The following is a 14,171-nucleotide window of genomic DNA, read 5'->3' as shown; positions in this document are numbered from 1 at the left end:
GCGACAGCACCCCTCCCGCTACTACGGCAGGAGCGCCGACGCGCGAGTCGCTCAACCCGCCTTCGCGACCAGCTTCGCCTGCGTCCGCGCGACCTCGGCGGCCACCACGTCCGCGTCCACCGTCCGAACCTCACCGTCGCGCACCACCTCGCGCCCGTTCACCAGCAACATCGCCAGCGGTGGTGGCGAGCCGAGCACCAGGGCGGTCACCGGATCCGCGATCCCGGCGTGCGCGGCGGTGTCCACCCGCCACAGCGCCAGGTCAGCCAGTTTGCCCACCTCGATCGATCCGATGTCGGCGGCGCGGCCGAGCACCCGCGCGCCGCCCATGGTGGCCAGTTCCAGCGCGGTGCGCACGGTCATCGCGTGCGGTCCGCCTCGGTTGCGCGCCCACAGCAAGGCGTGGCGCGGCTCCTCGATCATCGAACCGGCCTCGTTGCTCGCCGCGCCGTCGACGCCGAGCCCCACCGGGACGCCCGCGCGCACCAGGTCGGCGACGCGAGCGATACCTGCGCCCAGCCGCGCGTTCGACGTGGGACAGTGCGCGACGCCGGTGCCGGTCGCCGCCATGACGCCGATCGCGTCGTCGTCCAGGTGGACGGCGTGCGCGTACCAGACGTCGGGTCCGAACCAGTCCATCCGCCGCAGGTACTGCGCGGGCGTGCAGCCGAAAGTCGCCAGGCAGTAGTCCTGCTCGTCGATGGTCTCGGCGAGGTGGGTGTGCAGCCGGACCCCGGTGTCGCGGGCCAGCGCCGCCGACTCGCGCAGCAGGTCGGGCGTGACCGAGAACGGCGAGCACGGCGCGAGCGCGATTCGCAGCATGGCGTCCGGCGACGGGTCGTGCCAGCGCGCGACGGCCGCCTCGCTCGCGGCGAGGATGTCGTCCAAGCGCTCCACCAAGTGATCGGGCGGCAGCCCGCCCGCGCTCCGGCCGAGATCCATCGAGCCGCGACAGGGATGGAACCGCAGACCTACCCGCGCCGCCGCCTCGATCTCGGCGGCGAGCGGGTCACCGCCGTCGCGCGGGAACACGTAGTGGTGATCGGTGGTGGTGGTGCAGCCCGTGCGGGCGAGGGCGGCGAGCGCGCCCGTGGCCGCCACCCGCACGCCGTCCTCGTCGATACCCGCCCAGACCGGATACAGGGTGTTCAGCCATTCGAACAGCGTGTGGTCGGTGGCCAGGCCGCGGGTGATCCATTGGTAGAGGTGGTGGTGGGTGTTCACCAGTCCTGGCGTCAGCAGGCAGCCGCGCCCGTCGACGCGCCGCGCGTCCGGACCGAGCGCCGGTGGATCGCCCGCCCCGACCGCGTCGATCCGGTTGCCGCGCACGACGACGTGCCCGCGGGCGTATTCGGTCCCGTCGGCGTCGACGGTCGCCACGGCACAGCCCGCGATGACGGTCACCTGGTCCACGCGGGACCCGCTTCCGGCGCGTCGGCCCGCGCCACGGTGGCGTGGATCAGTCCGTAGGGGCGGTCGTCGGCGTGATAGACCTCGCCGTGGTTCTCGATGCCGAAGCGGCCGAGGTCGTAGTCGAAGTGATGCTTGTTCGGCGCCGCGAGCCGGATCTCGGCCAGCACCGGGTACGCGGTCAGCGCGGCCTTGCCCATTTCGAACAGCGTCTGCTGCAAGGCCTTGGAGTGCAGCGTCGCGAAGGTCTCCACCAACCGCGCCCGCACGCCGGAGTAGACCTCGTCCCAGTCGACGCCCGCGCTGCTCGCGAACCGCCACTCGGCGACCAGCGCGGTGGCCAGCATCCGATCGCTGGTCGGTGCGAGCACGGTGAACTCGTCGGTCAGGAAGCCGGCGAACTCGGAGCCGGTCGACTTGAGGATGGTCAGGTCCTTCACCCCGCCGACGACCCAAGCCTGCCGCTCGGCGCCTCTCCCCGCCACGGTGACCGCCACCGTGCGCACTTCCGGCCCTTGCCGCACCCAGGTGTGATCGTGCTCCGCACCGCCGACGGTGACGCGCTGCCAGGCGTATTCGTCGACCTCGACGCGCGCGCTGCGCACCGGCTCGATCTCGGCGACGAAATGATCGGCCAGCGCGAGCGCGTAGTCCTCGATGGCCCGTAGCCCGGGACGCTTCGCGAAGGCGTAGGCCGTCTGTTTCTGCGAGTCGGTGGGCAGGACCTTCGCCTGGTCGCCCGTGACGTACGCGTCGGCGAAATCGCCGCGCAGCACCGTGGACACGTTCACGTCGCGGATCTCGTGCCGAGCGCTTTGCCGGTGAATCCGGACGATCCGGTTCTCCGCTTTGCCGTAGCGGTGGTCGGTCAGCACGATGGGCCCGGTCAATTCCATGCTCAGCTCCCTCGATAGGTGGAAAAAGCGAAGGGCGACAACAGCAACGGAACGTGATAGTGCCGTTCCTCGCGCACCGCGAAAGCGATGCTCACCTCGGGATAGAAGGTTTCGACCCCTTGGCCCGCGAAGTAGGTGCCGGTCTCGAACACCAACCGATAGGTCGCGGGTTCGAGCGCTTCGCCCAACGCCCCGATCCGGCCGTCCGCGTCCGTTTCGCCCGAATCGAGCCGTTGCGCCTGCCGGTACAACGTCACCGTGACGCCCGCGGCGGGCACACCGCGCACCGCGTCCAGCACGTGGGTGCTCAGCGTGCTCACGGCCGCTCCAGCAGCGCGCGCAGCCGGATGCGATTGATCTTGCCCAACTCTGTTCGCACTATGCGCCTTTCGGTCTCGGGATCATTGCGCAACCGGGCGGTGAGCAGCGCGAGCAGCTCCTCGCCCGACTTTCCGCTCGCACACACCAGGTAGATGTGCCCGAACCGCTCCTCATAGGCGCGGTTGCCCTCGGCAAGCGCCGCGCGCACCACGTCGGCCGCACCCGCCACCCCGGCCTGCTCCCGCGCGGAGGCATCGGAATGCGGCCGCTCCCCGATCCTCGGATGTCCCGCCAGCGCGCGGTCCAGCTCCGATTCCGGCAACCCCGCCAGCACCTCATCCGCCGCGTCGAGCAGCGTCTCGACGCTGCCGAACGGACGGCCCGCGACCAGCGCCCGCGCGAAGTCCGGCGACGAGCAGCACGCGAGCACCGCCCGGTAGGCCGCGTCGTCGGACAGCGCGTCGAATGCCGCGATTCCGCGTCGCTGATCCGTCATCGGACCAGCATCGAATACGGCCGGGGCCGCCGCCACCGGAAGCGGAGGGATCACCTTCGGCGTGTCGCTCACGAAACGCCTTTGACCACCGGTTTCCCCCCGTGCGGCGCAGACCGGCCGGTATTACCTTTTAGGCATGGCCGACCCTGATCGCCCCGCCGTCGCGGCCTGCGCCGGCGTCGTGCTCGCCGCGGGCGCGGGAACCCGCTACGGAAAACCGAAAGCGCTCGCCGAGGGCGGCGCCTGGCTGCGGGCCGCGGTCGCCGCGCTGCGCGACGGCGGCTGCGACCCGGTCATCGTGGTGCTCGGCGCGACCGGCCCGACGCCACGGATCGTCGATCTGCCGCCGGGCGTGCGCCACGTGTGGGCGGCGGACTGGGCGACCGGCCTGAGCGCGTCGCTGCGGGCGGGCTTGATCGCCGTCGCGAGCACCCCCGCCCGGTATGCCGCGATCATGCCGGTGGACACCCCCGATGTCGGCGCCGACGCGGTCGCCCGAGTGCTCGCCGCCGCCCTCGGCGCCCCCAGCGGCCTGGCTCGTGCTGTGTTTCACAACACACCCGGGCACCCCGTTGTCATCGCCCACAAGCACTGGAACGCCGTTTGCGGATCCGCCTCAGGAGATTCCGGGGCCCGCACCTATTTGACCGGCAGAAACGATATGGTGTGCGTCACGTGCGACGATTTGGCGACGGGCGTCGATCGTGACTTCCCGGCCACGACCGCACGGTGATCGGAGCTAGCTGATGCGGGACATCGTCGACGACCTGTTGCGGGTGTGGCACTCGGGCCGTACCGGCGGACTCGGCACCATCGTGCGCACCGTGGGCGCCGCGCCCTTACCGGTGGGCTCGGCGATGCTGGTCGACCCGGACGGGGGCGTCTACGGATCGGTCGCCGGGGGCGGGCTGGAGGACATCGCGTACGAGGCCGTGCTCCAGGCGGCGCGTACCGGCCGTCGCGCGATGCACCGTTTCGGCGTGGGCGGCGGCTTGGACGGCGAGGGGATGATAGACGTCTTCACCGAGCCGTTCTCCCGAAGACACTTCCCGGAGTTCCCGGATGTCGCCGCCGAGATCGCGGCGCACCGCAGGGTCACCGTCTTCACGGTGGTGTGGAACTCCGATGCCGACCTGATCGGCCAGCACCTGATCACCGACAAGAAGCACGCCACCGAATTGGTCGCGCTCCCCGATTCCGACGTTTTCGTCAGCTCGTTCGCCCCGCCGCCGCGCCTGATCATCTTCGGCGCCAATTCCTTCGCCGCCGCGCTCACCGTGCAGGCGAAGTTGCTCGGCTACCGGGTGACCATCTGCGACTCCCGCCCCAATTTCGCCACGCCGGAGTCGTTTCCCGGCGCCGAGGTCGTGGTCGACTGGCCGCACCGCTACCTCAACATCCTCTCCGCCGCCGGGGAGATCGACAGCAGCACTGCCATAGTCGTGTTGTCGCACGATCCCACGTTCGAGATTCCGCTGCTCACCGTGGCGCTACGACTACCCGAGCTCGGCTATCTCGGTGCCATGGGGTCACGTCAGGTACACATCCGGCGCATGGAAGACCTGCGCGCGGGCGGATTCGGCGAGGAGACGCTGTCGCGGCTGCACTCGCCCGCCGGTTTCGACATCGGCGCGCGCACCGCTCCCGAGATGGCCGTCGCGATCGCGGCCGAACTGCTGGCCACCCGCGCCGCGCAGCCGGTGCGAGCGGTCGATCCCTACAGCGGTGAAATCCCGATTACGCCGAAAACCGCTGTGGGACTGTAGCTATTTCAGGGCGGGGTTCTCGGCGTACACCTCGCGCAGTACCGACAGGTCGAACAGTTGCGCGGCCTTGATGTCGATCTTCGCGGCGCGCAGCGCGGCGATGTTCTGCTCGATCAGCGCATCGGTCATCGACAGCAGGCCGCCGGTGGCGGTATCCGCCGAGACCACCAGATCGTTCTGCGCGGCAGCCTCTTTCGTCTGCTCGGCGAGATCGAGCTTCTGGTCCTTGCCGTACACCTCGACCGCGAGCCGGGCCGATTCGGCGGGATTCGCCACCGCGTCCTTCCAGCCTTTGATCTCCGCGGTGAGGAAAGCCTTCAGCTTGTCGCGCTCTTTGTCGATGGTCGACTGGGCGACCGTGAGTGTCTCGGCGACCAGCGGCAGGTTGTAGTCGGCGAACAGGAAATGGGCGGTCTGGAAGCCTTTGGCCGCGAGCGTGATCGGCTCGTTGGTCACGTAACTGACCCAACCGTCGACCTCCCCGTTGGCCAACGGGGTCGGGTCGAATTGCGCGGGTACGACGGTGACATCGCCCGGCTGCATCCCGTTGGCGGTGAGCAGCGCGTTGAAGATCAGCTGATTGGTGTCCTGCACACCGATCTTGCGGCCCTTCATGTCCGCGGGCGTCTTGATCGGCCTCGCCGCGGCGGACACGATCGCGAACGGGTTCTTCTGATAGGTGGTGGCGACGATCTTGGCGGGCAGGCCCTCCAGGATCGCGGGCGCGGTGGTCTGCGGCGCGGACAGACCGAGCCACACCTTCCCGGTGTCCAATCCGGCCTCCACCGACGTGCTCGCCGCGCCGCCCGCGATCAGGTCGACCGAACCGAAACCGGCCTCCCGGAAATAGCCCTTCGAGTCGGCGAAGTATTCGCCCGCGAATTCGATGTTCTTCAACCACGACAGCTGCACCGCGACGCGGCCGTATTTCGAGCCGTCGGCGCTGCTGCCGCCCGGCGCATCACCGGAACTCCCGCCGCAGGCGGCCAGCGCGCCCGCACCGCCGAGCGCCGCGCCGGCGAACGCGGAGTAACGGAGGAACGAGCGTCGGTTCAGGTGCCCGAACGTGGAGCGGTGCGCGGGTGTCATGGGCCGAATCTAAGTGCAGCGCGTTTCATTTTCTTTACTTTGGCGTTCCGAGCGAGGAATTCGTTTCGGTCACAGGCGTCCCGCTTCCGGTCCGAACCGGGCGAGCACCAGGTTCTCCAGGACGCCGACGATGGCATAGAGCACCACCGAGACCAGCGTGACGATGACGATCGAAGCCCACAGCTTGCTGTACTGGAACGTCGGGATCGCCCGGATCAGAGCGGCCCCCAGACCGGTGCCGCTGCCGAGCCACTCGCCGAGCAACGCGCCGATCAGCGCGCCGGGCACCGAGATCCGCGCGGCGGCGAACACCGAGGGCAGCGCCGCCGGCACGGCCACCATGCGCAGCCCGGTCCAGCGCGACCCGCCGTACGCGGTCACCAGTTCCAGCGCTTGGCGCGGCGCGGCGCGCAGTCCCGCCATGATCATGACCAGCGCGGGGAAGAACACCACGATCGCGGCGAGCACCGCGACTCCCGCCACGCCGCGACCGAACACCAGCACGATGATCGGCGTGAGCGCCACCAGCGGCACCGAGCGCAGCAGCATCGCCACCGGCAGGAAGGTCTGCTCCACGGCGGCGAACGACACGAACAGCGCGGCCACCACCAGGGCGGCGAGCATGCCCGCGCCGAACCCGATGGCCGCGTCGCGCAGCGTGATCTGCAGGTCGTCCAGGATCGCCTGCCGCGCGGTCGCGGCGTTGGGCGCGGTCACCAGGTAGGCCCAGATATCGCCGGGCGTCTTGCCGACCCGCGGGCCGACCTGCGGAAACGCCTTCAGGAAGACATACCAGAGCACCAGCATCAGCAGCAGTGAGGTGCACAGCGGGAACAGGAAGATCCCGATCCGGCGCAGCAGTGTCATCGAGCGGCCCCCGTAATCCGTTCCGGCGCAATGGCTGACTTCATCGCGCCTCCCTCGCGGTCCACGGCGCGGCCAGACGGGCGACCAGCGCCACCAGCGCGTAACCGAGTCCGGCCAGGCCCGCGGCGGCCAGCGCCATGCCCCAGGTGCGCGGCACGTTGTAGGAGGTCTGCGCGGCGGTCAGCGCCACCCCGATGCCGCTGTCGACGCCGCCGAGGTACTCGCCGATGATCGCGCCGAGCACGGCCGACGGCGCGGCGATCTTCAATGCGGCGAACGTGCTCGGCAGCGCCGAGATCGCCTGCACCCGGTACAGCTGCTGCCAGCGTCCGCCGCCGTAGGCGCGCACCAGTTCCAGGCTGGTCCGGTCGGCCGAGCGCAGCCCGGCGACGGTGCCGACCATGGTCGTGAAGAAGCAGTACATCGCGGCCAGGAAGACCGTCGGAGTGCGTCCGCCGAACACCACCAGGATGATCGGGCCCAGCGCGAGCAGCGGGGTGCAATAACTAAGGATCGCCAATTGGGTGGCCAGCGACTCGATCGGCGGGACGAGCACGATCAGGACGGCCAGAGCGATGGCCAGTCCGTTGCCCCAGACGAAGCCCTGCAACGCGCCGAGCGCGGTGATCCGGAAATTGGGGCCGTACAGGTCCCATCCGTCGGTGTACATGGTGTGCAGCACCTGCCATGGGCTGGGTATGGTGCCGCCCGCGACTTCGAACGCCGCGAGAGCCCACCACACCGCGATCAACCCCAGCACGCCGACCACACCACCGAAACGCTTCACGCCGTGTCTCCCGTCCGCCGGGCGCAGCGCGCGAACCGATACCACCGAGCCGGGCGGCTCGTCCGCTGCCGACGCTGTCTGCCCTGGCTCCGGCAGCGTTCCGGTTGATCGGCGTTCACGCGACGCCTCCTTTGCCCGCGGTCCCGAACAGCAGCTCCGACAAATAGTCGTGCAGTTTGTGGAACTCCGGTGTGCGCATCATCTCCGGCAGCCGAGGGCGTGGCAGATCGATCTCGACCAGCTCCAGGATCCGCCCCGGCCGCGGGCTCATCACGGCCACCACATCGGACAGGAACACCGCCTCCGCGATGCCGTGGGTGACCATCAGCGTCGTCGCGGGCTTCTCGGTCCAGATCCGCAGCAACTCGAGATTGAGTCGCTGCCTGGTCATGTCGTCGAGCGCGCCGAACGGTTCGTCGAGCAGCAGCACGGCCGGCTCGACCACCAGTGCGCGCGCGATCGAGACGCGCTGGCGCATACCGCCCGACAGCTGCGCCGGTTTGGCCTTCTCGAAGCCGTCCAGTCCCACCAGGCGGATCAGCTCATCGATCTGCCCCTGCTTCGGCGCGATGCCCGCGACCTGCAACGGCAGCGCGATATTCGACGCCACCGACCGCCACGGCAGCAACGCCGAATCCTGGAACGCGATGCCGAACGCGTGCCTGCCGCGCAGTTCGGCGGGCGTCGCGCCGTCGATCAGGGCCGTGCCCGCGGTCGGCGTCTCCAGGCCGGCGAGGATGCGCAGGACCGTCGACTTGCCGCAGCCGGACGGACCGAGCAGCGACAGGAACGCGCCCCGCTCGGTGTGCAGATCGACGCTCGCCAACGCCTGCACGGTTTTCCGCCCGACCCGGAAGGTCTTGGTCAATCCGCTGAGATGAATTCCGGTCCCCCCGGCGGTACCGCTCTCCGTGCTCATGACGGCCACCATAGGAGCACCCCGTTGCACGGATATTGCGAATCGCGTCGCCGGATTGCGCAATCGTTACGGTTCGCACCGCGCATTTCCGATCGCGGCGATTCGATCGGATGAGATGCGCCCCGCCGCGGGTTACACGACAGGTGAACCCGATCCTCACGCTGCTCGACGCCAAGCTGCACATCGCGGGCTCGGAGATCCTCTGGCGCGAGGTGATCGGCAACGGCTTCGGCCTGGCCTCCGCGATCGGCGGCATGCGGCGGCGGGTCTGGGCCTGGCCGGTCGGCATCGCCGGGAACGCCTTGCTGTTCACCGTGTTCGTCGGTGGGGTGTTCCATACGCCGCAGCAGCTGAACATGGCCGGGCAGGCCGGACGCCAGGTGATGTTCATCGCGGTCAGCGTGTACGGCTGGTGGAGCTGGTACCGGCACGCGGCGCGCGGGACCGCTCTCGAACACCGCGGCGTCGACCCGCGCTGGGCGAGCACCCGCGAACGCGTCGTGCTCTTCGCGGCGATGTTCGCGGGCACCGCGGTTTTCGCCCAGCTCTTCGAGTGGCTGGGTTCCTACGGCCCGTGGGCCGAGGCGTGGATCTTCACCGGCTCGGTGCTGGCCACCTACGGCATGGCCAGGGGTCTGGCCGAGTTCTGGTTGATCTGGATCGCGGTGGACCTGGTCGGCATCCCCCTGCTGGTGCGGGCGGGCTACTACCCGTCGGCCACCCTCTACCTCGTCTACGCGGGCTTCGTGGCCTGGGGATTCCTGGTCTGGCGACGCGGCATCCGGCCCACCGCCGAGGTTTCCCCGGCGCTGGCGCGGGCCACCGCGGAGTAGATCGGCGAGTCGGCGTCGCGCCGGGCTACACCACCTCGACCCGCACGCCCGCCGCTCGGATCTCCTCCACCGCGGTCGGATCCGCGCCGGTATCGGTGACCAGCACCCGCACCCGCTCGATGCCGCAGATGCGGGCCAGCGCGGTACGCTCGAGCTTGTCCCCGGTCGCCACCACGATCACCCGGCCGGAACGCCGCACCATCTCGGCGGTCACCCCGGCCTCGTCGAGGTGCCTGCACTGCGCGCCGCCATCGGCGGAGATCGCGTTCACGCCGAGCACGAGATCATCGAGACGCAGTTCGGCGAGCGCCCGTTCGGCCAGCGGGCCGTGCAGCTCGTAGGACTCCCGCCGGGCCACGCCGCCGAGCACGACCGTGCGCACATGCGGGCGCAGCACCATCTCCCCCGCGATGTTCAGCGCGTTGGTGACGATGGTGAGTCGCTCGTCACCGGCCGACCCTAGGTCGGTGCGCCCGGCCAGCGCCCTTGCCACCGCCGTGGTGGTCGTTCCGCCGTTCATCCCGACCACCGCGCACGGATCGATCAGCGACGCGGCGTGTTCGGCGATGCGCTGCTTGGCCTCGCCCGCGCTCTGCCGGTAGCGCGCGGGCAGGTCGTAGGCCACCGAGGTCGCCACGACGCCGCCGTGCGTTCTCGTGGCCAGCTGTTGTTCGGCGAGCGCGGTGAAATCGCGGCGCACCGTCGCGGCCGACACGCCGAGCCGCTCGGCGGCCTCCTCCACCGAGAGCCGCCCGGATTCGGCGAGCAGTTCCAGCAGCCGGTTCCACCGTTGCGGACGGTCGGTCGATCCGGTCATCGCACACCGCCCCGGCCGCGCGGGACCCCCACTGTTTCGGTGAACACGCGAACAATAGGAACACACGCACCCGCCGACCGCGGAAATCCACACGGCCGATCCGGCTCGGTTCAGAACACATCGGCCTCGACGGCAGGCCGGTCCGGAAGCGTCGCGGGATCGTCACCCCGCGTGCGGGCAAGACCGGAATTCACGAAGTAGGCGATCTCCGCGCAGATCTCGTCCAGACTCACCACCGAATCCGGCGACGTACCCTGCACCAATTCCTGGGCGAGGGAGGTGACCGCGCCGATCACGGCCAGCGCGAACAGATCGAAACGCCGCGGACCGGTCTCGCCGCGGCCGACGGATCGTTCGGCCTCGCTGATCAGCAACGCCGACAGCAAACGGCGCTGCTGCCTGCGCCACTCCTCCACCGCCGCGCTCACGCCGACCACCTCGACGTAGAGCACCCGCGCGGTCCTGGCGTCGGCACACGTGACGCCCAGATAGGCGCGGAAACTCGCCACCACGCGGGTGGGCAAGGGCTCGTTCCGGGTGGCCGCGAGCGCGGCGAGCGCGCATTCCAGCGCGCGGGAGGTGATGCGATTCGCCAAGGCGATGAGCAGGGCTTCGCGGCTGCCCATGTCCTCGTAGAAACTGCGCGTGGAGACGTTCGCCACCGAGCAGAGTCGCTCGATCGAGGTGGCCGCGTAACCCTGGGTGCCGAATAGTTCGAGGGCGGCATCGATGAGACGGGTCTGCCGCTGGGCAACCCGCTGCTCCTTGGACAGCCCGCCGTAGCTGCGACCGTCCTTGGGTCCGTGATCCCGCCGTGTCACCGTTCGATGCTACCGCGCGGCTACCTGCGCGCCGCGCGCCGAACGGTGGCGTCGCGGCGATTCCGATCCAGTCGGCGCAGGCTATTTCACGCTGCCCGCGGTCAATCCCGCCACCAGTCGCTTCTCGATGAGCGCGAACAGCAGCACCACCGGAACGATGCCGACGGTGGAGATCGCGAACACGTACTGCCACGCGGTGTCGTACTGGCCGACGAACTTGGTCAGCGCCACCGACAGCGGTTGATTCTCCGGCGTGGTCAGTACCACCAGGCTCGCGGCGAATTCGTTCCAGCACGCCACCGCGACGAAGATCGTCGCGGTCACGATCCCCGGCCAGACCAGCGGCAGGCTCACCCGCAACAGGATCTGCGCGCGGCCGAGTCCGTCGAGCATGGCGGCTTCCTCGATCTCCACCGGGATCGCGGCGAAGAAGCTGTGCAGAATCCACACCGCGAAGGACAAGTTGAACGCGGCGTTCACCAGGATCATCGCCAGCCAGGTGTCGTTGATGCCGAGCGCGAAGAACTCCCGGATCAACCCGGTGACCAGCACCGTCGGCTGCAACATCTGGGTCACCAGCACCACGCCGAGAAACACCGCGCGCCCGGGAAAGCGGTGCCGCGCCGTGTAATACCCCGCCGGGATCGCCACGGCCAGCACCAAGAGGGTGGCGCAGACCGCGATGATGATCGTGCTGACCAGATTGAACGGCAGCGGCGTCTCGGGGGTGTCCCACATCGTCGCGTAGTTGTCCGGATGCCAGGATCGCGGCAGATACGTCGGCGGGATGCGCAGGATCTCGGCGCGGCTCTTCAGCGAGCCGAGCACCATCACGACGAACGGCAGCAGGAACACCGCGGCGAGCACCACGCCGATCGCGGTGAGTTCCCAGCGGCGTCGTGCGCGCCGCGCGGGGGTAACCGGGGCGAGCGGCGTCGCCGTGGTCTGCTCGCGTACCCGCACCCGCGTTGTCATCGGTCGGTCTCCGCGACCGGACGGACCAGCTTCACGTAGATCGCGATGATGACGACGATCAGCGCGAAGTTCAGCACGCTCATCGCCGCGGCGGTGTCGATCTGCTGGTTCTGCCGGATCAGCTTGAACGTCAGCGTCGTGGTGGTGTCGGCGGAGAAGCCGGCGATGCTGCCGGTGATCACTTGCAGGATCGGCAGCGAATTGAACACGTTGATGATGTTGATGATGGTCGCCACCGCGATCGCCGGACGCAGCTGCGGCAGGGTGAGATGGCGGTAGCGCTGCCACGCGCTCGCCCCGTCGACGCGCCCCGCCTCTTCGATCTCCGCCGGAATGGATTGCAGTCCGGCCAGAATCGTGTAGGTGGTGAACGGCACCGAAACGAACACCGCGACGCCCATCGCGACGAGAAACGCCTGCGTCGGCTGTTTGGTGAAGCCGTAACCGCGGTCGAGCAGACCGATGTCCACCAGGAACCGATTGGCGATGCCCACGTCCGGATCGAGCAGGTAGTAGAAGATCGTGGTCGTCATCACGACCGACGCCGCCCACGGCACCAGAATCGCCATCCGCACCGCGGTGCGTCCGGGAAAGTCCTTGTTGAGGAACTGGGCCAGCGCCGCGGACAGCACCAGCGTGACCAGCACGACGCCGACCACCCAGACCACCGTGTGGCCGAGCACCGACCCGAGTTCCGAGATGGCGAAGAGGGCACGGTAATTGGCCAGTCCGGCGCTGCCGCGGTCCTGGCCGTAGGCGCTGAGATCCCTGGTGCTGGTCCACAGCATGTAGCAGGCCGGAAAGGCGACAACCGCCGCGATCAGGACCAGCGACGGCCCGATCCACGGCAGTGCCGCCGGTAGTCCTCTGCGTCGCACCTTATTTCGTGGCTTCCTGGATTCGTTGCAATACCTGAGCGGGGTCGGCGCCCTGTGCGATGGTGCCCATCTGCTGGCGGATGACACCCTGCGCCACTGCCCATTTCGGGTTGTCGCTCGGATAGAACCGGGCCACCGGGAGCGTGGCGGCGAACGCCTTGGTGACCGGGTCCTCGGCGAGGGCGGTGGCGGCGCTGTGGGTGATCGGGATGAATCCCTCGTGCTTGACGAAGTCCGCGTACACCGCCGCCGAGTAGAAGTAGTCGAGGAACTTCTTGATCGACTCGGCCTTGGCGCCGTCCTTCTTGAACGCCATCAGGTGATCGGCCACCCCGAGCGTGACGGGGTTGCCGGTCTTGGTCGGCGACGGCGCGGTCGCGTAGCGCAGGCCCGGATTCTTCGCCGCGATCTGGCCGATGGTGGGCGGCAGCGCTTCGACCATGCCGATCTTGCCCTGGATGAAGGCGTTGAGCACGTCCTTGCGGTCGGTCGCACCCGGATTGGGCTGCGTCGCACCGGTATCGATCAGCTCACGCATGGCGCGCACCCGTTCCAGGTTCTGCGGGGTGTCCACGGTGATCCGGTCGCCGTCGGCCCACGAGCCGCCCGCGCCGAAGGTCCAGATGGAGGTTTCGCCCTGCGCCTCCTCGCTGCCGAGCGGAAGCCCGTACCCGGAGACGCCGCCGCCGAGCGCCTGGATCCGCTTCGCCGCGTCGGTCAGTTCGGCCCAGGTCTTCGGCGGCCGGACGATGCCCGCTTTCTCGAACAGTTCGGTGTTGTAGAACAGGGTGCGGGTGGAGGCGAACAGCGGCAGCGCGTACTGCGTGCCGTTCAGCGAAGCGTTCTGCGCGAACGCGGGCTGGATGTCGGCCAGGACCGGCGCGGAGACGATGTCGGTGGCCGGGTAGAGCAGGCCGTCGCCCGCGAAGCTGGCATAGGCGTCGATATTGAGGATGTCCGGCGTGGTCGACTGCGATTGCAGCTTGGTGCGCACCACGTCGTTGATCGAGTTCCACGACTCCATCTGCAGATTGACGGTGATGCCGGGGTTCTGCTTCTGGAATTCGGCGATGATGCCGTCCCACAGCGCCTTGGTGCCCGTGGCGCCGTCGCTGTAGGCGGGGGCGAGGAAATTGATCGTGGTGGCCGAGTCCGCACCGCTTTTCGAACCGAAATCGCAGGACGACAGGGTCAGCGCGACGCCGGTGACCATCGCGAGTCCGGCAAGCACGCGGTGGAATGGTCTTTTCACGAGCAGAACCTTTCAGATTTACCCACCGGGCGCCAGCGGAGCCG

At 69.0% G+C, this 14,171-nt stretch carries 16 protein-coding genes; 3 read left to right on the top strand and 13 right to left on the bottom strand.

Annotated elements, in window-relative coordinates:
• Nucleotides 1–51: 51 nt before the first annotated feature.
• The 4 genes from NB3_RS04945 to uraD are packed head-to-tail and all read right to left on the bottom strand — an operon-like array spanning nucleotide 52 to nucleotide 3,123.
• A complete protein-coding gene (locus NB3_RS04945; RefSeq protein ID WP_067797179.1) occupies nucleotides 52–1,413 on the bottom strand; it encodes an 8-oxoguanine deaminase in 1,362 nt (453 codons plus the stop codon).
• Nucleotides 1,401–2,306, bottom strand: a complete 906-nt coding sequence (gene pucL, locus NB3_RS04940) for a factor-independent urate hydroxylase (RefSeq protein WP_067797177.1) — start codon at nucleotides 2,304–2,306, stop codon at nucleotides 1,401–1,403. The genes NB3_RS04945 and pucL overlap by 13 nt, the downstream gene beginning before the upstream one ends.
• Before the next feature lie 2 nt (nucleotides 2,307–2,308).
• Nucleotides 2,309–2,626 (bottom strand): hydroxyisourate hydrolase, encoded by a 318-nt coding sequence (gene uraH / locus NB3_RS04935; protein WP_067797175.1) that lies wholly within the window; start codon nucleotides 2,624–2,626, stop codon nucleotides 2,309–2,311.
• Complete coding sequence (uraD, locus tag NB3_RS04930) at nucleotides 2,623–3,123, bottom strand: 2-oxo-4-hydroxy-4-carboxy-5-ureidoimidazoline decarboxylase (protein WP_067797173.1); 501 nt, start codon at nucleotides 3,121–3,123, stop codon at nucleotides 2,623–2,625. The genes uraH and uraD overlap by 4 nt, the downstream gene beginning before the upstream one ends.
• 136 nt (nucleotides 3,124–3,259) lie before the next feature.
• Between uraD and NB3_RS04925 the strand changes: the two genes are divergently transcribed.
• The gene (locus tag NB3_RS04925) at nucleotides 3,260–3,856 is read left to right on the top strand and encodes a nucleotidyltransferase family protein (protein ID WP_067797168.1); all 597 of its coding nucleotides are present in this window, start codon (nucleotides 3,260–3,262) and stop codon (nucleotides 3,854–3,856) included.
• Between the two features lie 13 nt (nucleotides 3,857–3,869).
• Nucleotides 3,870–4,889 carry an XdhC family protein gene (locus NB3_RS04920; protein WP_067797166.1) on the top strand — a complete coding sequence of 340 codons (1,020 nt, stop codon included), beginning with the start codon at nucleotides 3,870–3,872 and terminating at the stop codon, nucleotides 4,887–4,889.
• Here the strand turns inward: NB3_RS04920 and NB3_RS04915 are convergent, their stop codons facing one another.
• From NB3_RS04915 to NB3_RS04900, 4 genes are all read right to left on the bottom strand, one after another.
• A complete protein-coding gene (locus tag NB3_RS04915) occupies nucleotides 4,890–5,978 on the bottom strand; it encodes an ABC transporter substrate-binding protein (protein WP_067797163.1) in 1,089 nt (362 codons plus the stop codon).
• 69 nt (nucleotides 5,979–6,047) lie between these two features.
• On the bottom strand, nucleotides 6,048–6,845 hold the full coding sequence (locus NB3_RS04910) for an ABC transporter permease (protein ID WP_067797160.1): 798 nt from the start codon (nucleotides 6,843–6,845) through the stop codon (nucleotides 6,048–6,050).
• A gap of 40 nt (nucleotides 6,846–6,885) precedes the next feature.
• Entirely contained in the window at nucleotides 6,886–7,632 is a 747-nt protein-coding gene (locus NB3_RS04905) for an ABC transporter permease (protein WP_084485786.1), read from the bottom strand.
• Nucleotides 7,633–7,747: 115 nt separating this feature from the next.
• Nucleotides 7,748–8,551, bottom strand: a complete 804-nt coding sequence (locus tag NB3_RS04900) for an ABC transporter ATP-binding protein (protein WP_067797363.1) — start codon at nucleotides 8,549–8,551, stop codon at nucleotides 7,748–7,750.
• Between the two features lie 143 nt (nucleotides 8,552–8,694).
• Here NB3_RS04900 and NB3_RS04895 point away from each other — a divergent pair, with 143 nt between their 5' ends.
• Complete coding sequence (locus NB3_RS04895) at nucleotides 8,695–9,384, top strand: nicotinamide mononucleotide transporter family protein (protein WP_174553168.1); 690 nt, start codon at nucleotides 8,695–8,697, stop codon at nucleotides 9,382–9,384.
• Between the two features lie 25 nt (nucleotides 9,385–9,409).
• On the opposite strand, the gene NB3_RS04890 is transcribed toward NB3_RS04895, so the two are convergent.
• From NB3_RS04890 to NB3_RS04870, 5 genes are all read right to left on the bottom strand, one after another.
• Nucleotides 9,410–10,201, bottom strand: coding sequence for a DeoR/GlpR family DNA-binding transcription regulator (locus NB3_RS04890; protein WP_067797152.1), 792 nt, complete (start codon nucleotides 10,199–10,201; stop codon nucleotides 9,410–9,412).
• A 110-nt stretch (nucleotides 10,202–10,311) separates the two neighbouring features.
• Nucleotides 10,312–11,022 carry a TetR/AcrR family transcriptional regulator gene (locus NB3_RS04885; protein WP_084485784.1) on the bottom strand — a complete coding sequence of 237 codons (711 nt, stop codon included), beginning with the start codon at nucleotides 11,020–11,022 and terminating at the stop codon, nucleotides 10,312–10,314.
• Between the two features lie 81 nt (nucleotides 11,023–11,103).
• Entirely contained in the window at nucleotides 11,104–11,997 is an 894-nt protein-coding gene (locus NB3_RS04880) for a carbohydrate ABC transporter permease (protein ID WP_084485782.1), read from the bottom strand.
• Nucleotides 11,994–12,875, bottom strand: a complete 882-nt coding sequence (locus tag NB3_RS04875; protein WP_067797150.1) for a carbohydrate ABC transporter permease — start codon at nucleotides 12,873–12,875, stop codon at nucleotides 11,994–11,996. Before NB3_RS04875 ends, NB3_RS04880 begins: the two co-directional genes overlap by 4 nt.
• A gap of 1 nt (nucleotide 12,876) precedes the next feature.
• Nucleotides 12,877–14,127, bottom strand: a complete 1,251-nt coding sequence (locus NB3_RS04870) for an extracellular solute-binding protein (protein WP_244891773.1) — start codon at nucleotides 14,125–14,127, stop codon at nucleotides 12,877–12,879.
• Between the last annotated feature and the right edge of the window lie 44 nt (nucleotides 14,128–14,171).

The organism is Nocardia beijingensis NBRC 16342 (assembly GCF_001612785.1).
In the GTDB taxonomy this organism is placed as follows: domain Bacteria; phylum Actinomycetota; class Actinomycetes; order Mycobacteriales; family Mycobacteriaceae; genus Nocardia; species Nocardia beijingensis.
This window is presented reverse-complemented; position numbering and strand designations above follow the sequence as displayed.